The 17,599-nt window shown below is 73.4% G+C and carries 18 protein-coding genes and 1 pseudogene; 12 read left to right on the forward strand and 7 right to left on the reverse strand.

Features of this window, described 5'->3' with window-relative positions; genetic code table 11:
• Nucleotides 1–15 precede the first annotated feature (15 nt).
• On the reverse strand, nt 16–966 hold the full coding sequence (locus ABGA99_RS22255; protein ID WP_347579990.1) for an NADP-dependent oxidoreductase: 951 nt from the start codon (nt 964–966) through the stop codon (nt 16–18).
• Between the two features lie 83 nt (nt 967–1,049).
• Between ABGA99_RS22255 and ABGA99_RS22260 the strand changes: the two genes are divergently transcribed.
• The gene (locus tag ABGA99_RS22260; protein ID WP_347579989.1) at nt 1,050–1,622 is read left to right on the forward strand and encodes a helix-turn-helix domain-containing protein; all 573 of its coding nucleotides are present in this window, start codon (nt 1,050–1,052) and stop codon (nt 1,620–1,622) included.
• A 57-nt stretch (nt 1,623–1,679) separates the two neighbouring features.
• On the opposite strand, the gene ABGA99_RS22265 is transcribed toward ABGA99_RS22260, so the two are convergent.
• Nucleotides 1,680–2,555 carry an IS701 family transposase gene (locus tag ABGA99_RS22265; RefSeq protein WP_347579988.1) on the reverse strand — a complete coding sequence of 292 codons (876 nt, stop codon included), beginning with the start codon at nt 2,553–2,555 and terminating at the stop codon, nt 1,680–1,682.
• An 83-nt stretch (nt 2,556–2,638) separates the two neighbouring features.
• The gene (locus tag ABGA99_RS22270; protein ID WP_347579987.1) at nt 2,639–2,887 is read right to left on the reverse strand and encodes a hypothetical protein; all 249 of its coding nucleotides are present in this window, start codon (nt 2,885–2,887) and stop codon (nt 2,639–2,641) included.
• A 325-nt stretch (nt 2,888–3,212) separates the two neighbouring features.
• Here ABGA99_RS22270 and ABGA99_RS22275 point away from each other — a divergent pair, with 325 nt between their 5' ends.
• From ABGA99_RS22275 to ABGA99_RS22285, 3 genes are all read left to right on the forward strand, one after another.
• The gene (locus ABGA99_RS22275) at nt 3,213–4,034 is read left to right on the forward strand and encodes a helix-turn-helix transcriptional regulator (protein WP_347580026.1); all 822 of its coding nucleotides are present in this window, start codon (nt 3,213–3,215) and stop codon (nt 4,032–4,034) included.
• Between the two features lie 2 nt (nt 4,035–4,036).
• Nucleotides 4,037–4,282, forward strand: a complete 246-nt coding sequence (locus tag ABGA99_RS22280) for a DUF397 domain-containing protein (RefSeq protein ID WP_347579986.1) — start codon at nt 4,037–4,039, stop codon at nt 4,280–4,282.
• 186 nt (nt 4,283–4,468) lie between these two features.
• Complete coding sequence (locus ABGA99_RS22285; RefSeq protein WP_347579985.1) at nt 4,469–5,278, forward strand: SAM-dependent methyltransferase; 810 nt, start codon at nt 4,469–4,471, stop codon at nt 5,276–5,278.
• 89 nt (nt 5,279–5,367) lie between these two features.
• On the opposite strand, the gene ABGA99_RS22290 is transcribed toward ABGA99_RS22285, so the two are convergent.
• Complete coding sequence (locus ABGA99_RS22290) at nt 5,368–5,973, reverse strand: YdeI/OmpD-associated family protein (protein WP_347579984.1); 606 nt, start codon at nt 5,971–5,973, stop codon at nt 5,368–5,370.
• 105 nt (nt 5,974–6,078) lie between these two features.
• Between ABGA99_RS22290 and ABGA99_RS22295 the strand changes: the two genes are divergently transcribed.
• Entirely contained in the window at nt 6,079–6,594 is a 516-nt protein-coding gene (locus ABGA99_RS22295; protein WP_347579983.1) for a GNAT family N-acetyltransferase, read from the forward strand.
• A 105-nt stretch (nt 6,595–6,699) separates the two neighbouring features.
• On the opposite strand, the gene ABGA99_RS22300 is transcribed toward ABGA99_RS22295, so the two are convergent.
• Together ABGA99_RS22300 and ABGA99_RS22305 are read right to left on the reverse strand one after the other, a co-directional pair.
• Complete coding sequence (locus ABGA99_RS22300; RefSeq protein WP_347579982.1) at nt 6,700–7,089, reverse strand: ATP-binding cassette domain-containing protein; 390 nt, start codon at nt 7,087–7,089, stop codon at nt 6,700–6,702.
• Nucleotides 7,086–7,674, reverse strand: a pseudogene (locus ABGA99_RS22305) (iron ABC transporter permease); the annotation flags it as partial. The pseudogene ABGA99_RS22305 and the gene ABGA99_RS22300, both read right to left, overlap by 4 nt.
• A 453-nt stretch (nt 7,675–8,127) precedes the next feature.
• Between ABGA99_RS22305 and ABGA99_RS22310 the strand changes: the two are divergent.
• From ABGA99_RS22310 to ABGA99_RS22340, 7 genes are all read left to right on the forward strand, one after another.
• Nucleotides 8,128–9,129 (forward strand): hypothetical protein, encoded by a 1,002-nt coding sequence (locus ABGA99_RS22310; RefSeq protein WP_347579981.1) that lies wholly within the window; start codon nt 8,128–8,130, stop codon nt 9,127–9,129.
• Between the two features lie 61 nt (nt 9,130–9,190).
• Nucleotides 9,191–10,714 (forward strand): amino acid permease, encoded by a 1,524-nt coding sequence (locus tag ABGA99_RS22315; protein ID WP_347579980.1) that lies wholly within the window; start codon nt 9,191–9,193, stop codon nt 10,712–10,714.
• Nucleotides 10,715–10,797: 83 nt separating this feature from the next.
• Entirely contained in the window at nt 10,798–13,392 is a 2,595-nt protein-coding gene (locus tag ABGA99_RS22320) for a nitrate- and nitrite sensing domain-containing protein (protein WP_347579979.1), read from the forward strand.
• A complete protein-coding gene (locus ABGA99_RS22325; RefSeq protein ID WP_347583286.1) occupies nt 13,389–13,829 on the forward strand; it encodes a roadblock/LC7 domain-containing protein in 441 nt (146 codons plus the stop codon). The genes ABGA99_RS22320 and ABGA99_RS22325 overlap by 4 nt, the downstream gene beginning before the upstream one ends.
• Nucleotides 13,829–14,185 (forward strand): DUF742 domain-containing protein, encoded by a 357-nt coding sequence (locus ABGA99_RS22330; protein WP_347579977.1) that lies wholly within the window; start codon nt 13,829–13,831, stop codon nt 14,183–14,185. The genes ABGA99_RS22325 and ABGA99_RS22330 overlap by 1 nt, the downstream gene beginning before the upstream one ends.
• Nucleotides 14,172–14,774, forward strand: a complete 603-nt coding sequence (locus ABGA99_RS22335; RefSeq protein WP_347583287.1) for an ATP/GTP-binding protein — start codon at nt 14,172–14,174, stop codon at nt 14,772–14,774. Before ABGA99_RS22330 ends, ABGA99_RS22335 begins: the two co-directional genes overlap by 14 nt.
• A 22-nt stretch (nt 14,775–14,796) precedes the next feature.
• A complete protein-coding gene (locus ABGA99_RS22340) occupies nt 14,797–16,305 on the forward strand; it encodes an FGGY family carbohydrate kinase (RefSeq protein WP_347583288.1) in 1,509 nt (502 codons plus the stop codon).
• A 21-nt stretch (nt 16,306–16,326) separates the two neighbouring features.
• Here ABGA99_RS22340 and ABGA99_RS22345 read toward each other — a convergent pair whose 3' ends face one another.
• Nucleotides 16,327–17,505, reverse strand: coding sequence for an endonuclease/exonuclease/phosphatase family protein (locus ABGA99_RS22345; protein WP_347583289.1), 1,179 nt, complete (start codon nt 17,503–17,505; stop codon nt 16,327–16,329).
• Between the last annotated feature and the right edge of the window lie 94 nt (nt 17,506–17,599).

The raw sequence follows: 17,599 nt of genomic DNA on the forward strand, positions 1-17,599 counted from the left end.
AGGCCGGCAAGGTGATCACAGGACGAGCATGAGTTTGCCGCCGGGGCGGCGGGATTGGCTGAGCTTGGCCGCGTCCCGGATCTGGTCGAGGGTGTAGGTGCGGGCGACAGGTACGACCAGGATGCCTTCGCCGGCGAGCCTGGCGAACTCATTCATCCGGTCGTAGCGGATCTCGGTGGTGATCCGGACGCCCAGTTCGGCTGCGGCGGCGAAGTCCGAGACGGTGAGGACACGGTCGGGATCCCCGGTCAGCTCGATCAAGGTCGGCAGCGAGCCGCCGGCCGGGCTGGGCTGGTCGGCGCGGTCGATCCGGCCCCCGGTCGGCGTGGTGTCCAGGGCGCGGTCCACGGCGCCCGGGGTCAGTGCGCTGACGCGTTCGGCCATGCCCTCGCCGTAGGCGGTCACCTGGGCGCCGATCTCTTCGAGGGCGGCGGCCCGAGTCGGCCCGGCTGTAGCGATCACCCGGATACCCCGGTGCAGGGCGAAGCGCACCGCCGCCTCGCCCACGGTGGTGCCCGCGCCGTGGACGAGCAGCAGCTCACCGGGCTGGACGCCGAGGTCGTCGAGCGCGCGCCACGCCGTCTCGGCCGCCATCGGCAGCGCGGCGGCCTGCTCGGCGGTGACGCCCTCGGCAATGCGTGCCCAGGCCGGCATCAGCGCGTACTCGGCGGCGCCGGCCGTCGGGCCGTCGAAGGCGGCCGGGCCGAACACGCGGTCGCCGATCTGGACGCCGGTGACGCCCTCGCCGAGCGCGTCGACGGTGCCCGCGACCTCCAGGCCGAGCCCGCGCGGCAGCGGCGGCAGATGGTCGGCGAGGAGACCGTCGACGACGTGCCAGTCGGCCGGTGTCAGGCCGCACGCCCGCACGGCGATCCGGATCTGGCCGGGTCCCGGCTCCGGCTGTGGGACGTCGCGGAGCACGATCACGTCCGGGGAACCGAACCGGTCGAATTGCAGAGCCTTCATGACGATCTCCCAGGTGATAACAGCATCTGTTGTCATTGACCGTACCAGCTGACAACAGCTCCTGTTGTCGTACCCTGGTGGGTATGCCGCGATGGGAATCCGACGCACAGGGCCGGCTCGAACGCGCGGCGCTCGAACTGTTCGAGACGCAGGGGTTCGAGCGCACCTCGGTCGCGCAGATCGCAGGCGCCGCCGGTCTGAAGGAGCGCTCCTTCTACCGCTACTTCCCCGACAAGCGGGAAGTCCTCTTCGCCGGCAACGAACTCGAGGCCCACCTCGTCGCCCAGGTCGAGGCGGCCGACCCGGGCCTCACCCCGATCGAGGCGCTGCTGGCCGCGCTGGGAACCGCCGAGGAGATCTTCCGCCCACGCGAGTTCCTGCTGCGCCGGGGAAGAGTGATCGCCGCCAACCCGGCACTGGCCGAGCGCGATCTGATCAAGCTCGCCGACATCGCCGACGCGCTGGCACCGGCGCTCGAGCGCCGCGGCGTCGAGCCCGGCAAAGCACGCTTCACCATCGACGTGGTGCTGGCGATCCACCGGCGCGCCATGCCCCGCTGGCTGGCCGAGCCGGACACCACCCTCGCTCAGCTCATGGCCCAGGCCACCGCCGAGCTGCGCGAAGTGGTCACGCCGCCAGCTCCAGCGAACCGCTGAGCCGGCCGCAAACAGGCCTCGCAGATAAGCGTGGAACCGGCTGTCCGGGAAACGGCCTTACCTCAGTGCGGTTTCCTGGTCCATCTGATGGGTTCCTTGAGAGATCGTCGCCGGTAGTGACTGCGTCGAGCCGCTGGCCGGTGGTGTCGGCGCCAGCTGGACCAGTGCAGCAGTTTGGCCGTGGTGACGGCCGTGCCGGTGCCATGCCGTCCAGTGCCTGACCTGGTAGTGGTCGAGCCCGACCTGACCCTTTGCGGCCTGGGAGTACTCCTCGACACTCCAGCGGGCACCGGCGACACGGACCAGCCCCGACAGCGACACTTCGGCGGGTGACCAGCACCGGTAGAAGGCGAGTTCGCCGGTGGTCCGGTTGCGGGGGATGAGCAGGTGGCGATGGTGGTCACTGCCGATGCGGACCCAGGCCCAGTCGTAGTGGCGCGGGCCCTTCGCGCCACTGCCGGCGCTCTGCCGGTGCCAGGACGCCTTCGGCAGGCGGTCCGCGACGGTGTCCGCGCGGGCAGGCTCGCGGCCGTTGTTGATCTGCACCCTGGCCGAGCAGGCCACGGCCGGGGCGTATCCGATACCCCGTTCTTCCAGACGGGCGCGAAGGTGGGGGTCCTGACAGTAGGCTTCGTCGCCGGTCACCCAGGAGGCGGTGACTCCGGCATCCAACGCGGCAGCGATCATGTCCCCTCCCAGGCGGGGCTTGGTCGCGAAGGTCACGTCGTCGGGTATTCCAGCCGTGCGACGGCGCTCGGGGTCGGCGCACCCAGACCGCTCGGGTGGGTGAAGTCGGCGGTCGATGAGCGCCCCCCGACGATCACGCGGTGGCCGTACCCGTTCCGGCCGGGATCCCCACAAGATCGCGAAGTCACACCGGAGTACTGAGCGTTTCCGAGCGCCGGCGGAGGAGAAGGCCCGTACCTCCCTCATCCGACGGTGCGCCGCGCTCCTCGATCGCAGCCGCTCCGACTCCGGGGCCGGGCAGTCCGCAACGTGCCTTCGGCCGCCTGCTCTCAGGCGGTCGCCTCCACGATGGCGTCCGGGCTCGTCGTCCACTCCACTCCGCCGCCCACCGGGACCAGCCAGGCCATCCGGGGCCCCGCGACCTGGCGCAGGACGGGGGCCGACCACACCGTGTGGGTCTCGGGCTCGGGGCAGATGGCGCGGAGCACGCCGGTGCGGCCGGAGGTCCGGTCCAGCACGAGCTTGCCCAGCAACGGATGGCGTTCGTGCCCCAGGCCGAGGCCCAGTCTGCTGCTCACGATGCGCTCCTCGGAGGTTCGTACGCGGTCGAGGATGTGCCCCCTCCCGGCGGTGGTCGGCCGACGGGTCCCTGGAGTCGCCAACTGCCGTGCGACCGGACCGCGGTGGGGGCGTGAGCGCGGTCGGCGTGGTCGGCAGTTCCCCTCACTATGACCGTCGGCAACAGCAGCCCGCAAGCATCGCCCTGATAATTTCAGAATGTGCATGGCCCCCCTGTCACCGTCATGGCGTCCGTGACACACTCCCCGGGTAGCAGCCGTGCCGGGAGGTCAGGACGTGAGCGAAACACGCTCTGGTGGCGGCAGCGCCCCGACCGTGCTGCGGATGGTCCTGGGAAAGCGGCTGCGGCACTTGCGGGAGAAGGCGAAGGTCAGCTTCGACCGCGCCGCGGAGGCCATCGACGTCACGCCGCTGACCGTGCGGCGGATGGAGAAGGCGGAAGTAGGCCTGCGCATCCCGTACGTGCGGGAGTTGCTGCGCCTCTACGGTGTCGGAGGCGCCGAGACCGACGACTTCCTCAGGATGGCGAAGGAGGCCAACCAGCCGGGCTGGTGGTACAAGTACCGCAACGTCCTTCCCGCATGGTTCCGGGCCTACGTGAGCCTGGAGACCGACGCCACGGTCATCCGCATCTACGAGCCGCACTACGTCCCCGGGCTGCTGCAGACCGCGGACTACGCCCGGGCGCTCTTCCGGGTCGGCTTTCCCAACGCCTCGGACGAGGACGTCGAGGGGCGCGTGACACTGCGGACGACCCGCGCGGACCTGCTGACCGCCCCCAGGGCGCCCGCGATGTGGGCCGTGCTGGAGGAGTCGGTGCTGCGCCGGCCGGTCGGCGGTCCTGAGGTGATGCGGACCCAGATAGACCGGCTGATCGAAGCCATCGAGCTGCCGAACGTGAAGATGCAGATCATGCCGTTCTCGGCCGGGCCGCACCCGGGCGCGTTCGGCCCGTTCCACTACTTCCGCTTCGGCTTCACCGAACTGCCCGACATCGTCTACACGGAGAACCTCACCGGCGCGGTCTACGTCGACCAGCCCGAGGACGTCGTCGGGTATCTGGAAACACTCGACCGGATGGCCGTCCAGGCCGATCCGGTGGACCGGACCAGGTCACGCCTGGTGGAGATGCGTAAGGAGTACTGACCATGCGAGCCGACCCCCCATTCCGCAACGGCGTCACGGCGACCGAACTCGGCACCGAGGGCTGGCAGAAGCCCTGGAGCGGCACCAACGGCGGAAGCTGCGTGGAGGCCAAGCGGCTGCCCGACGGCAGCGTCGCGCTGCGCCAGTCCACCGACCCGACCGGCCCCGCCCTCGTCTACACCCGTGAAGAGATGATCGCCTTCCTCGAAGGCGCCAAGGACGGCCAGGCCGACTACCTCGTCGACTGACGGACCGGCCGCCACTCGCCGGCCGCGGGCGCGGACCGTGGGCGGACGGGGGGCGGATGCCCTCCCTCCGCCCCGATCCGCGCCGATCCGTGCCGCCGGACCGGCGGAACACCCCCCGCACGACCGTGAAGTGACGTTACGTTAGCCGGCACCGTTAGCGCGCGCCGCAGGGCAGGAGATATCCCGATGGCAGAAGGCCAGTCCACCCCCGCCGAGGGGGCGCTCTCCAAGATCGACACGACCGTGCCGCACTCGGCCCGGATCTGGAACTACTGGATGGGCGGCAAAGACAACTACGCGGTCGACCGCCAGGCGGGCGACGAGTACCGCCAGATCGCCCCGAACATCGAGACGATGGCCCGGGCGTCGCGTGATTACCTGATCCGTACCGTGACCCATGTGGCGGGCGAGGCCGGCATCCGCCAGTTCCTCGACATCGGCACCGGCCTGCCGACTTACGACAACACCCACCAGGTCGCCCAGCGCCTGGCGCCCGATGCGCGCATCGTCTACGTCGACAACGACCCGTTAGTGCTGCGGCACGCCCAGGCCCTGCTGACCAGCACCCGCGAGGGTGTGACCACTTATGTCGACGCCGACCTGCACAAGCCCGAGACGATCCTGGAACAGGCGGGCAGGACCCTCGACTTCTCCCGGCCGGTGGCCCTGATGCTCATGGGGATCCTCGGCCACATCCAGGACTACGAAGAGGCCAAGTCCATCGTGCGCCGCCTGCAGGCCGCACTGCCCTTGGGCAGTTACTTCGTGCACTACGACAGCACGGCCACGGACAAGGCGCTGCAGGAAGCCCAGCAGGGGTACGACGACACCGGCGCCATCCCGTACGTGCTGCGCACCCCGGACGAGATCGGCGCGTACTACGACGGCCTGGAGCTGATCGAGCCGGGGATAGTCTCCTGCCCGCTGTGGCGCCCCGAGCCCGGCTCGGACCCGGAGCCCACGGACGTCTACGGCGGCGTCGCGCACAAGTCCTGAACCGGCCCGGCCGTTCAGGCCGGTGCTGCGCCGCTGTGCCGAGTGCCGTGCCGTGCCGTGCCCGTCGCGTGGCGTTGCGCATCGCCGTGCTACGGGCGCTGTCCGGCCTCCAGCATCGCGACGACCCGCGCCAGTTGCACCGCCCGGCTCTCCTCGGACCGCGCCCGCAGCAGTCGCAGGATCACCAGGTAGCGGTCCGTCTTCCCGAGCCCGTCGAAGAACCCGGCCGCCCGCGGGCTGCCCGCCAGCGCCTCGGCGAGGTCGGGTGGCACCCCGGCGTTCTTCTGCGACTCGTACGCCGCCTCCCACCGCCCGTCCGCCTGTGCCGCCCGTACCGCCGCGAGCCCCGGCTCGCGCATCCGCCCGGCCGCCGTCAGGGCCTCGACCCGGTCCACGTTCACCCGCGACCACTGGCTGCGCGGCCGGCGCGGCGTGATCTTCTGCAGGAAGCGGGCGTCGTCGTACCGGCGGCGCAGGCCGGTGATCCAGCCGTAGCAGAGCACGACGTCGTCGACCTCGGCCATCGTGACGGAGGTGATCCCGGACCCCTTCTTGGCGACCTTGAGCCACATCCCCGACCGCAGGCCGTGGTGCTCGTCGAGCCAGGACTCCAGACCGGCGGGACCGTCGAAGGCGCGGACCGGCGCGCCGTCGGGGGAGGCCGCGTCGGGTGGCTCGCTGCCGGGGGACGTCATGTCGTCTCGTCCTTTCGCCGCCGGTAGGGCCACCGTACGTCGCACCGGCGATCTCCGGGGCGGGCCGCGGAGGCGGATGTCACAGCCCGCGGTTAGCGTGGGGGCATGACGACGCACGACGAGGAGCCGACGCTGCGGCCCGCCCACCCCGGGGACGCGCCGGCGGTGGCGCGCCTGTGGGAGAGCGCGTGGCGGGACGCGCACCTGGGGCATGTCTCGGACGAGCTGGTGGCGATGCGCACGCCGGAGTCGTTCGCCGCCCGGGCGGCGGCGCGGGTGCCCGAGACGGCGGTCGCGGAAGTCGGGGGCGCGCTGGCCGGGTTCGTGACCGCCGCGGGGGACGAGGTGGAGCAGCTCTTCGTCGCGGCGGAGCACCGCGGCACGGGCGTCGCCGCGCTGCTGCTCGCGGAGGGGGAGCGGCGGGTGGCCGAGCGGGGCCACGGACGGGTGTGGCTGGCGGTCGTGACGGGCAACGCGCGGGCGCGCCGGTTCTACGCACGGCAGGGCTGGACGGACGAGGGACCGCTCGACTATCAGGCCGAGGGCGCGGACGGCCCGGTGACGGTGCCCTGCCACCGGTACGAGAAACCGGCGACCGGCGGGGGGATACGGGGAACGTAACGGCTGCGGAGCGTACGGGCCTCGGGCTGCCCGGCGGGCGCCCGGGGGCGGCCGCCTCCCGCCCGGCCCCCGGGGCCGTTTCCCGGCCGGCGTGAGCGGGGCCGGTCACGGCTCGCGGTGGGGGACGGCCAGGATCGCGCCGGTACGCGGGTGCTCCAGGACCTCGACCGGGTGCCGGTAGACGTCGCTGAGCAGCGCGCCGTCGCAGACCTCCGCCGGCGGGCCCGAGGCCGCCACCCGGCCGCCGACCGGCACCTCGCCGGCGTCCGGCGCGAGGTCCCCGGCCAGCGCGGTGAGGAGCGTCGACTTGCCGGCGCCGTTCGGCCCGACGAGGGCCGTGAGCCGGCCGGCGCGCGCGCTCAGATCGACGCCGTCGAGCACCGCCCGGCCTCCGAGCCGCACGACCAGGCCCCGCGCCTGTGCCGCGGTGCCGCCCGCCGGCAGCGGCTCCGGCGGCCGCCGGTCCGCGCGGGCGCCGAGCAGCGTGCGGATCATGCCCAACCCCCCTGCCTGCGGCGGGTCCTGCGCAGCAGCCAGAAGAAGAAGGGGCTGCCCACCAGCGCCGTCAGCACGCCGAGGGGCAGCTCCGCCGGCTCCGCGAGGGTCTACGCCGCGAGGTCCGCGACGACCAGCACCAGCGCGCCGCCGAGCGCGCTGCCCGGCACCAGGAACCGGTGCCCGGGACCCGCCGCCGTCCGCCGCAGATGCGGCACCAGCAGCCCCCACGAACGTGATCACGCCCGCCACCGCCACCGCGGCGGCCGTCAGCAGCGCGACCACGAGCACCAGCGCGAGCCGCAGCCGCTCCACGTCCACCCCCAGGTGCCGCGCGGGCCGTTCGCCGAGGGCGAGCAGGTCCAGCTTGCGCGCGTAGAGCGGCGCGACGGCCAGACCGACGACCGCGCACGGCAGCACGGCCAGCACCTTCGGCCAGGTCGCCTGGGAGAGCGAGCCGAGCTGCCAGAAGGTGATCTGCGTGACCTGCGCGTTGTCCGCGAAGAAGATGAACAGGCCGATGAGCGCGCCTGCGAAGGCGTTGACGGCGATGCCGGTGAGGATGAGGGTGACGACCTCCGTGCGCGCGCTCGACCCGGCGACGCTGTCGGTGACGCCGGCGAGCGGCAACGGCGGCACCGGCGGCAGCACGGGCGGGTCCACCGGCTCCAACGGCGGCAGCGACCCGTGCACTCCGGTTCTGTCCGGCGCGGTGTCGTGCCGACATGCCGGACAGGGGCGTTGTGCGAGGGGCCGGACGGTGGTTGGTGGTCCAGACCTTGCGTTGCTAGTCGGCAACTTTCGTGGGTTGGTGACACAGGCGGCCCTCCTGTCGCTACGATCCCCTCGACCCCATCACGAACATCCGCTGGAAAGCCGCGCACCAGTACCACGCACCACTCGTGTGCGCGTGCCCGAGGTTTCGATGAACATCGCATGGCAGTCGCCGCGGTGCGCCCGGTCAGCCGGTCCGCCCCGCCTCCTGTCGCCCTGTCCCGGCCGTAGCGCGCCCCGCCGCATGCAGCGCGGGGGGTGGTGATGGCCCGCGGTTCCGGGCGCGGCGGGGAGTTCCGCCCCGTCTACCATCTCGCCGGGCTCGACGACGACTTACGGACCGTCGTCGACGACCTGCGCGTCGGCCGGTGGATGTCCATGCGTGCGCTGCTGGGCCGGACCGGCGCCGACTGGGCGGCGCGGACCGCGCGGTCGCAGGTGCTCGGGGTGGTGGCCGCCAAGTCGGCGGTGGTGCAGATCTGGCTGGACGAGGAGCCGGAGAGCGCCGACGCGCGGATGATGCTGGCGCGGGTCGCCGTCGGGCGGGCCGTGCAGGCGTACCGGCAGCGGCACCCCAGCGCCGGGCAGTTGGAGGAGGACGCGCGGCAGGTGTGCCGGGAGGCGGCGCTGCTGCATCCCGGGGACCCCGTGCCGTGGGTGTGCCTGCTGGCGCTGGCCGCGATCGACCCGCGGCAGCAGCGGCCCGAGCACCGGGCGGCGCCGCCGGAGAACCTGCTGCCGTACGGGCCGTGGGGGCTGCTGGACGAGGTCGTCAAGCGGGACCGGTACAACCGCGAGGCGTACCACCGCGTGCTGCAGATCTGTTCGGCCGCCGGCGGCTCCCAGGCGTACGCGATGGACTTCGCCCGCTGGGTCGGCTCCTGGGCCCCGCTCGCCTCCCCGCTCCTCGTGCTGCCGCTCTTCGCGCACGCCGAGCACTACCACTTCGAGCGCCGCCGCGGCCGCGGTGACGCGCTCGTGCACCGGCAGTGGTCCCGCGAGGACATCCTGCGCGACACGCTGCGCGCCCTCGACGGCTGGTTCGACGTCACCAACGCCGACGTGCGCTCGGTGCTGGATCTCAACCACCTGGCCCACGCGCTCAGCGCCGCCCGGGAGTTCACCGAGGCCGCCCGCGTCTTCACCGGTCTCGGCCCGTACGCCACCCTCCTGCCCTGGGCCTACGTGACCGAGGACCCCGACCGGCAGGACCTGGCCGAGGCCGAGTTCTTACGTGCCCGCTCGACGGCCCTCGGCAGCGGGTGACCCGGCGCGTCTGTCCCTTTCGTCTGTCATGTCCCTGCCATTCCCCATCGGAGGTCACTCCATGTCACGAGCGCCGGTCAGCACCGCCGGCACGTCCCGGCGCAAGGACGACGACGCCCATCTCCGCGACCTCGGCTACGAGCCGGAACTCGCGCGGCGGATGGGCCCGTTCGGCAACTTCGCCATCTCCTTCTCGGTCATCTCGATCCTCTCCGGCTGTATGACCCTGTACGGCTTCGGACTGAGCGCCGGCGGCCCGGCCGTCATGATGTGGGGCTGGGTGGCCGTCGGCCTCTTCGTGCTCTGCGTCGGCATGGGCCTGGCCGAGGTGACCAGCGCGTACCCCACCTCCGGCGCGCTCTACTACATGGCCCACCAGCTCGGCGGCCCCCGCTGGGGCTGGTACACCGGCTGGCTCAACCTGCTCGGCCTGCTCGGTGCCATCGCCGGCATCGACTACGGATGCGCCCTGTTCATCGGTGCGTTCTTCAACCTCCAGTGGGGCTTCGAGCCCACCGCGGAGAAGACGCTGGTGATCTTCGCGGTCATCCTCGTGCTGCACATGTCGCTGAACCTGCTGCGGGTGCGCGTCGTCAGCATCCTCAACTCGATCAGCGTGTGGTGGCACCTGGCCGGCGTCGCCATCATCGTCGGCGTCCTGGTCGTCGTCCCCGACCACCACCAGTCGGCCGGCTTCGTCTTCGGCGAGTTCAACAACGACACCGGCTGGAACAACCCGTTCTACGTCACCGCCATCGGCCTGCTGCTCGCCCAGTACACCTTCTCCGGCTACGACGCCTCCGCGCACCTGTCCGAGGAGACCACCCAGGCGCAGGTCAGCTCCGCCAAGGGAATCGTCCGGGCGATCTGGGTCTCCTGGGTCGCCGGCTTCGTGCTGCTGGCCGGGCTGACCTTCGCCATCCAGGACTACGTCGGCACGCAGGAGTCCGTGACCGGCGTGCCACCCGCGCAGATCTTCATCGACGCCATCGGCGAAGGCGGCGCCAAAGCCCTGCTGCTCATCGTCATCTGCGCCCAGCTCTTCTGCGGCAACGCCGAGACCGCCGCCACCGCCCGGATGGTCTTCGCCTTCTCCCGCGACGGCGCGCTGCCGGGATCCAAGCTGTGGCGCCGCGTCTCGCCGCGCACCGGCGTGCCCACCCGGGCGGTCATGCTGTCGGTGGCCGTCGCGTTCTGCCTGGCGCTGCCGTCGCTGTACTCGGCGACCGCGTACGGCGCGGTCACCGCCATCAACGTCATCGGCATCACCCCCGCCTACGCCATCCCCATCTATCTGCGGCTGCGCGCGAAGGACCGCTTCGTGCCCGGCCCGTGGAACCTGGGCAGGTGGAGTTCGCTGATCGGCTGGGTCGCGGTGTGCTGGGTGGCCGTGATCACGGTGATCTTCTGTCTGCCGCAGGCGTCGCCCGTCACCGTGGACACGTTCAACTACGCCTCGGTGGCCCTGGCCGCGGTGCTGCTGCTGGCCACCGTCTCCTGGTGGGTGGCCGGCCGGCGCTCGTACAAGACACCCGTCTACACCGCCGACCCCGAGATGGCAGAGCTCGGCAAGGACCTGGTGTGACGCGCGCCGGGCCGCCGCCCCGGTACCGGCGGCGGCCCGGCGCCCCGTCCCGACCGCAAACGACCAGCGCTCCGTGAGGTCCGATGTCCGCAACCACTCCCACCGCCCACGCCGGACGCCCCATGCGCCTGCGTACGCTCCTTCGCCTCCTGGCCGCGGTCGTCACGGCGGCGCTCGCGGCCCTCGCCGCGGTCGGCGCCGTCCGGGAGCTGAACCGGGCCGGGGCCGTGCAGGACTACGCCGACACCCTCGACCGGCTCCAGCAGCCGTCGTTCGCGCTCGTCGCCGAGTTGCAGGCCGAGCGCCGGATGACCGCGCTGCACTGGGCCCGCGGGCCGGTCAACGCCGCCCAGCTCGGCAACCAGCAGGCCCTGACCGACGAGGCGGCCTTCGCCCTTCGCGAGCTGGCCGAGGAGGCCCCCGACACCGCCGCCCGCCCGCCGCTCGAAGCCGCCCTGCGCGGGGTCTCGGCGCTCGGCGGGGTACGCGAACGGGCCGCCGAGCGCTCCGGGGACCGGAACGAGGCGCTGGCGGCGTACACCCGCGCCATCGAGCAGACCATCGCCGTGCACATCCGGGTGCGCGCCCACAACGGCAGCCTCGCCCAGGGCTCCCGCCCGCTGACCGCCCTGCTGCAGGCAGGAGAGTCCCTGGCGCTCCAGGACACCCTGCTGGCGGGCGCGAAGGACGGCCGGCTGCCCGCGGCGGACCACGCCCGCTTCGCCGAGGCCGTCGGCGTGCAGCGGTTCGCGTACGGGACGCTGGCGGGTCCGCTGCTGCCCGGCGAGGAGAAAGACCGCTACGACGCCCTCACCGACTCCCGGGAGTGGGCCGAGAAGACCCGGATCGAGGACGCGGTGCTCGGCGTCAGCCGGGACGCGGGCAGTCCCGTGACGCTGCCCGCCGCGACCGCCGGGTGGCAGGAGACGTACGAACACCTCGCCCCGAGTCTCGCCGGCCTGGCCACCGCCCGGATCCAGGCGCTGGCCGACGACGCCGAGGACCGGGCCGGCGAGCTGCGCGTGACCGCCTACACCATCGCCGCAGGCGGCCTCGTGCTGGTCGCGATCATGCTCGCCGTCGTGCTGTGGATCAGCCGCACCATCGTGCGGCGGGCCGAGGAGGTGCGCTCCAGCGCGCTGGCCGTCGCCCGCCGGCAGCTTCCGCAGATGATCGTCCGGCTGCAGCGCGGCGAGGACGTCGACCTGTCGGCGCTGCCCGGACAGGTCGCCGCCGCCGACGAGTTCGGGGAGATCTCCAACGTCGTCGCCCGGCTCGCGGAAGAGGTGGTCGAGGCGGCGCGGGTGGTGCACGAGGAGCGGTTCGGCTTCGAGAAGTTCGCCGAGGGCGTCACCATGCGGGCGGTCACGCTCATCTTCGCCGTACTGCGCACGCTGGACGAACTGCAGCACCGCTACGCCGACACCGACCCCGCGCTGCTGTCCGAGCTGTACGAGCTTGACCACCTCACCGTGCGGGTGCGCCGCCAGCTGGAGAACCTGCTGGTGCTCTCCGGCGGCGCGGTCACCAACCCGCACACCGAGCCGGTGCACATCGCCAACCTGATCGTCGACGCCGCCGGTGAGTCCCGCGGCTTCGCCCAGGTCACCAAGGAGTTCCAGGCCGAGGCGTGGGTGGTGCCGGAGGTGGCGGGGGAGCTGACCCACCTGATCGCCGAGCTGATCGAGAACGCCACCACCTACTCGCCCAGCGGCTACGAGGTCTTCGTCCGCGCCACCCACACCGCCACCGGCGTCGCGATCGAGGTCGAGGACAAGGGGCGGGCGCCCGAGAGCTGGTACTTCGAGGCGCTCAACGGGCGGCTGCTGGATGTGCCGCCGTACGCGGTGCTCGCCAAGTCCTCCGACCAGCTCGGCCTGTTCGTGGTCGGGCAGCTCGCGCAGCGCCACGGGGTACGGGTCACGCTGCAGCAGGGCCGCTTCGGCGGCGTGCTGGCGGTGGTGCTGGTGCCGTCCGCGCTGCTGACCGGCGCGCCGGAGCAACTGGCGGACCGCACCCCGGTGCGCAAGCCGCTGCCGGGGCAGTCGGGCCCGCGGCCCGCGAAGCGGCGTGAGCCGACGGCGGCCGGTCTGGTACGCCGCGAGCCGGCCCGCGCCGGCGGGCCAACCGGTCCGGTACGGCCCATCGACCCGGCGCCGGGGGTGGCACCGGCCCGCCCCGCGGACGACGGCGCGCCGGCCCCGGAACGGCACCGCCCACCCGCCCGCCGCCCGGCCCGGGAGGCGCCCGCCGAGCCCGCGACCGCAGCCGCCCCCGCGCCCGCCGCCCCGGCGGGGCCCGCCGCCCCCGAGCACGTACGGGCCGGGGAGCCCCTGCCCGTACGCGCCAGGAAGCCCCACCCCGAACCGGCCCCCGGGCCGGCCACCCGGCCGGAACCCCGACCGGCGTACGAACCGACCGAGGAGCAGCCCGTCCCCGCCACCCCCCAGACCGCGACAGCGCCCCCCGAGGAGGCCGAGCCGGCGCCCGCGCGCCCCGCCGCCCGCGCCGGCGGGCTGCCCCAGCGCGTGCCCGGCACCAGCATGGCCGGCCAGCTGCGCGACGGCAGACGCCGGCCCGCCACCGCCATGGACCGACGCCCGCTCGACAGCATCGAGTCGGCGTTCACCCAGCTTCAGGAAGCCCTGACCGACCCGGAGGAAGACAGCGACCGATGAGCAGCCTCAGGCACGTGAAGAACGTCATCCCCGCGAGCCCGGAGGACGCGGCCGTCTTCGACAACCTCCGCGACAACCTGCAACTCGTGCCGGACCTCACCGGCTTCGTGCTGCTCGCCGACGACGGCCTCGCCCTCTGCGGCTACGGCCTGGACTGGACCCGCGAGGACGTCCAGACCATCGCCGCCGCCTGCTCGGGCCTGGCCAGCCTCGCCGACGGGCTGTCGATGCCGGTCGACGGCGGGTCCGTCCTGCATCTGAACATCACCATGGAGCACAGCCACCTCATCCTCACCGCCTGCGGCAACGGCAGCACCCTCGTCGTCTACACCTCGGGCCCCGAGTCCATCGGCCTCGCCATGCGCGAGACCGTCCGCGTCGCCCGCGCCTTCAAGCACCAGCTGGGCGTCGGGGACCGCAGGGCCCGACTCCGGTAATGAGCGCGCCACGGGGAACGCGCAGGACACGGACGTTCGCGCTCACCGGATCGCGCACCGACCGGGCGCCCGGTGAGCAGTTCACGATGCACTCCACGGTCCGCGCCGCCGTACCGGCCGACGACGCGCGCAGCATCCCGGAGGAGTGGCAGACGATCCTGCGGCTGTGCGCGGGGCCCGGCATCGCCGTGGCCGAGCTGGCGGCCCGGATCGAGATGCGGCTCACGCCGGCCGCCGTCCTCCTCGCCCAACTGCTGGAGCAGGGGCTCATCGAGCACAGACCGCCGATGAGCGATCCGGACGCCATGAACATCGACTTCCTCCGACGAATCAGGAGCGGCCTTGAGCGAGCCTGACACCGAGGCCCCGGACGCCGTCCGGGACGCCTACCTCCCGCCCGTGAAGATCCTCGTGGCAGGCGGGTTCGGAGTGGGCAAGACCACGTCGGTCGGCGCCGTCAGCGAGATCACGCCGCTGCGCACGGAGGAGCGGCTGAGCGCGGCCGGGGTGGGCGTGGACGACCTGTCCGGCATCGAGCAGAAGTCGGCCACCACCGTGGCCATGGACTTCGGCCGGATCACCCTGGACGTGGCGGTGCTGATGCTGTTCGGCACCCCGGGACAGGAGCGGTTCTGGTTCATGTGGGACGACCTGCTGCGCGGCGCGCTCGGCGCGGTGGTGCTCGTCGACACCCGGCGGCTGGACCGCTCGTTCGCGGCCGTCGACTTCTTCGAGAGCCGCGACCTGCCCTTCGTCGTCGCCGCCAACTGCTTCCACGGCGAGCAGGACTACGATCCGGAGGAGATCCGCGACGCGCTCACCCTCAAGGAGCCCACCACCCCGATCGTCCTGTTCGACGCCCGCGAGCGCGAGTCGGTACGCGGCGTACTGCTCGCCCTGATGGACCATCTGATCGCGTCCGCGGAACCCTCCCACGCCCGCTGAACGCAAGGAGGCCCGTCCCGCCATGACGACCGTGCTCGCCATCGACCAGGGCACCTCAGGCACCAAGGCCCTCGTCGTCGACCCGGAGGCGCGGGAAGGCGACGGCAGCGGCGTGGTCGCCCTCGCCGAGGTGCCGGTGACACCCGACTACCTGCCGGACGGCGGGGTGGAACAGGACCCGGCGCAACTGCTCGCCTCGGTGCTGGCCGCCGGGCGGCAGGCCGTGGCGGCCGCGGACCGGCCCGTGCACGCGGTGGCGCTCGCCAACCAGGGCGAGACCGTGCTCGCCTGGGACCGCGCCACCGGCAAGCCGCTGTCGCGGGCGGTGAGCTGGCAGGACTCGCGCGCGCAGCGGCAGTGCGACGCGCGCGCGGACGCCGCCGAATGGGTCGCCCGGCGCACCGGCCTGGTGCTCAACCCGTACTTCTCCGCGCCGAAGATGACCTGGCTGCGGGAGAACGGTGTCCGCGAGGGCGTCGTCACCACCACCGACACCTGGCTGCTGCACCACCTCACCGGCGCGTACGTCACCGACGCGGCCACCGCCAGCCGCTCGCTGCTGCTCGACCTCGACGCCGTCGACTGGGACCCCGAGCTGGTCGCCCTCTTCGGCCTCGACCCCGCCGAGCTGCCGCGGATCGTGGCCTGCGACGAGGTGGCCGGCACCACCGCCGCCTTCGGCACCGAGATTCCGGTCGCCGGGCTCGTGGTGGACCAGCAGGCGGCGCTGTTCGGCGAGGGCTGTCTGACCGCGGGCACCGCCAAGTGCACGTACGGGACCGGGGCGTTCCTGCTCGCCAACACCGGCGAGGCCGCGGTGCGCTCCGGCTCCGGGCTGACCACGTCGGTCGCCTGGCGGGCCCGCGGCGCGACGCCGTACTGCGTGGACGGCCAGGTGTACACGGCGGCCTCCGCGGTGCGCTGGCTGACCGAGCTGGGCCTGGTCGGCTCGGCGGCGGAGCTGGACGAGGTGGCGGCGGCGGACGCCGCGGGGGTGGTGTGCGTGCCGTCCTTCGCCGGGCTCGCCGCGCCCTGGTGGCGCTCGGAGGCCACCGCGTCGTTCGCCGGGCTGACGCTGGCCAGCCGCCGGGAGCACCTGGTGCTCGCCGTGCTGCAGGGCGTCGCCGCCCAGGTCGCGGAGGTCACGGGGCTGGTGGCCGCCGACCTCGGCGGCCCGCTCACCCGGCTCCGGGTGGACGGCGGGCTGACCCGCAGCCGTACGCTGATGCAGGCGCAGGCCGACCTCTCGCAGGTGCCCGTCGACGTCTACCCCTCGCCGCACGCCACCGCGCTCGGCGCCGCGGCGCTGGCCCGGATGGCGCTGGAGCCGGAGCTGACCGCAGCCGACGCGGTGCCGCGGTGGACGCCGGGCAGGACGTACGAGCCGCGCTGGCCGCGGGCGCGCGCGGAGGAGTTCCTCGACCGCTGGCGTACGGCCGCGGGCGCGGCGCTGCCGCGGCAGGACGCGCCGGCCGCGCAGCCGGATGCCGGGCCCGCGGACGGTAGGCGACCGGAGGACGGCCGAGGCTGAGAGGCCCGCCGCCGGCACCGGCTACCGCCCGCCCCCGAGCCGGAGTTCTGCGACCACCCCCGCGTGGTCCGACGGCCAGTACCCCGTCGGCGTGGAGCGGTCCGCCTCCCGGTCGCCGATCACCTCCGCCGTGACCGCCCGCACACCGTCCGGCCGGTACAGCACGTGGTCGATGCGGTGGGACAGCTCGTCCTCCTCCAGCAGCGACCCGCTCTGCCCCGCCGTCCAGCCGCCCTCCGGGCCGCCGCCCGCCGCCGGCCAGGCGTCCGCGTAGCCGGCCTCGGCGAGGGTCCCGTAGGCACCGCGGGCGTCGGTGGGGCGGGAGTTGAAGTCGCCGGTCAGCACGACGGGGTGCGGCGAGCCGGCGAGCGCGGCGGCCAGCTCGCGGGCCTGGGCGGCGCGTACCTCGGGGGTGCCGAACGCCTCCAGGTGGGTGGTGGCGAAGCGGAACGTCCCGCCGGGCACCGTGACGTCCACGGACGACCAGCCGCGCGGGATCTCGAAGGAGAGGCCGGGGATGCGGGAGGGCAGGGTGGCCTTCGCGTCGTACGCCGCGGAGGCGGCGTGCGACGTACGCGGCCGGGAGGCGGCCGGCCCGTCGCGTACGGCGATCACGTCCCGGTCGGTGAACCGCGCCTCCTCGGTGGCCGAGACGGGCATGCGACCGGTGAAGTTGTCGTTCGCGGCGACGGCCCGGTAGGGGGTGCCGCGGGCGGCGAGTTCGTCGAGCAGCAACCGCAGGAAGTCGTAGCGGACCGTCAGCTCGCCGCCCGCGGGACCTCTCTCCCAGCGGGCCACCTCCTGGAGCCCCACGACCTCGGGCCCGCGCGCCGAAAGCAGGTCGGCGAGGGCCGTCGCGCGCTCGCGGAAGTCCGTCGCCTCCATCGCCGCGTACACCTCGCCCGCACGAGCGGCCAGCTCCTCCCGGCTCCCCGCGTCGAACAGGGGCTTCAAGTCGGCGCCGAGGTAGACGTTGTACGTGGCCACGCGCACGGCACGCGCCTCGTGCCCGGTCCCGTCCTTGCGCGCCTGCCGGCTCTCCCGCGCCTGCTCCGTGTCTCGCGCCTCGTGCTCCCGCCGTCCGTCGTCCGGCTCCGGCCCCTGCCTGCCCGGCGCACCGCACCCCGCCCCCAGCGCCGTCACCAGTACCGCCAGCACCACCAGACCGCCCAGCTTCCCGCCGCGCCGTACGCTCCGCATCGCTCCGCCTCTCCCGCGCGCAGCCGGCCACCGGGGACCGTACGCGCACCACCGCATCCCAGCATCCGGGACAGCCCCGGGCAAGCATGGTCAT

The organism is Streptomyces sp. B5E4 (genome assembly GCF_039871555.1).
Taxonomy (GTDB): domain Bacteria; phylum Actinomycetota; class Actinomycetes; order Streptomycetales; family Streptomycetaceae; genus Streptomyces.

Excerpts from the sequence above, each read along its gene's own strand:
- ABGA99_RS22290 (WP_347579984.1), bottom strand. The coding sequence starts at position 5,973 with ATGACGTCCCCCGGCAGCGAGCCACCCGACGCGGCCTCCCCCGACGGC.
- ABGA99_RS22345 (WP_347583289.1), bottom strand. The coding sequence starts at position 17,505 with ATGCGGAGCGTACGGCGCGGCGGGAAGCTGGGCGGTCTGGTGGTGCTG.
- ABGA99_RS22325 (WP_347583286.1), top strand. The coding sequence starts at position 13,389 with ATGAGCAGCCTCAGGCACGTGAAGAACGTCATCCCCGCGAGCCCGGAG.
- ABGA99_RS22280 (WP_347579986.1), top strand. The coding sequence starts at position 4,037 with ATGCGAGCCGACCCCCCATTCCGCAACGGCGTCACGGCGACCGAACTC.
- ABGA99_RS22285 (WP_347579985.1), top strand. The coding sequence starts at position 4,469 with ATGGCAGAAGGCCAGTCCACCCCCGCCGAGGGGGCGCTCTCCAAGATC.
- ABGA99_RS22295 (WP_347579983.1), top strand. The coding sequence starts at position 6,079 with ATGACGACGCACGACGAGGAGCCGACGCTGCGGCCCGCCCACCCCGGG.
- ABGA99_RS22310 (WP_347579981.1), top strand. The coding sequence starts at position 8,128 with ATGGCCCGCGGTTCCGGGCGCGGCGGGGAGTTCCGCCCCGTCTACCAT.
- ABGA99_RS22330 (WP_347579977.1), top strand. The coding sequence starts at position 13,829 with ATGAGCGCGCCACGGGGAACGCGCAGGACACGGACGTTCGCGCTCACC.
- ABGA99_RS22315 (WP_347579980.1), top strand. The coding sequence starts at position 9,191 with ATGTCACGAGCGCCGGTCAGCACCGCCGGCACGTCCCGGCGCAAGGAC.
- ABGA99_RS22340 (WP_347583288.1), top strand. The coding sequence starts at position 14,797 with ATGACGACCGTGCTCGCCATCGACCAGGGCACCTCAGGCACCAAGGCC.
- ABGA99_RS22300 (WP_347579982.1), bottom strand. The coding sequence starts at position 7,089 with ATGATCCGCACGCTGCTCGGCGCCCGCGCGGACCGGCGGCCGCCGGAG.
- ABGA99_RS22320 (WP_347579979.1), top strand. The coding sequence starts at position 10,798 with ATGTCCGCAACCACTCCCACCGCCCACGCCGGACGCCCCATGCGCCTG.
- ABGA99_RS22265 (WP_347579988.1), bottom strand. The coding sequence starts at position 2,555 with ATGAGGGAGGTACGGGCCTTCTCCTCCGCCGGCGCTCGGAAACGCTCA.
- ABGA99_RS22260 (WP_347579989.1), top strand. The coding sequence starts at position 1,050 with ATGCCGCGATGGGAATCCGACGCACAGGGCCGGCTCGAACGCGCGGCG.
- ABGA99_RS22275 (WP_347580026.1), top strand. The coding sequence starts at position 3,213 with ATGGTCCTGGGAAAGCGGCTGCGGCACTTGCGGGAGAAGGCGAAGGTC.
- ABGA99_RS22255 (WP_347579990.1), bottom strand. The coding sequence starts at position 966 with ATGAAGGCTCTGCAATTCGACCGGTTCGGTTCCCCGGACGTGATCGTG.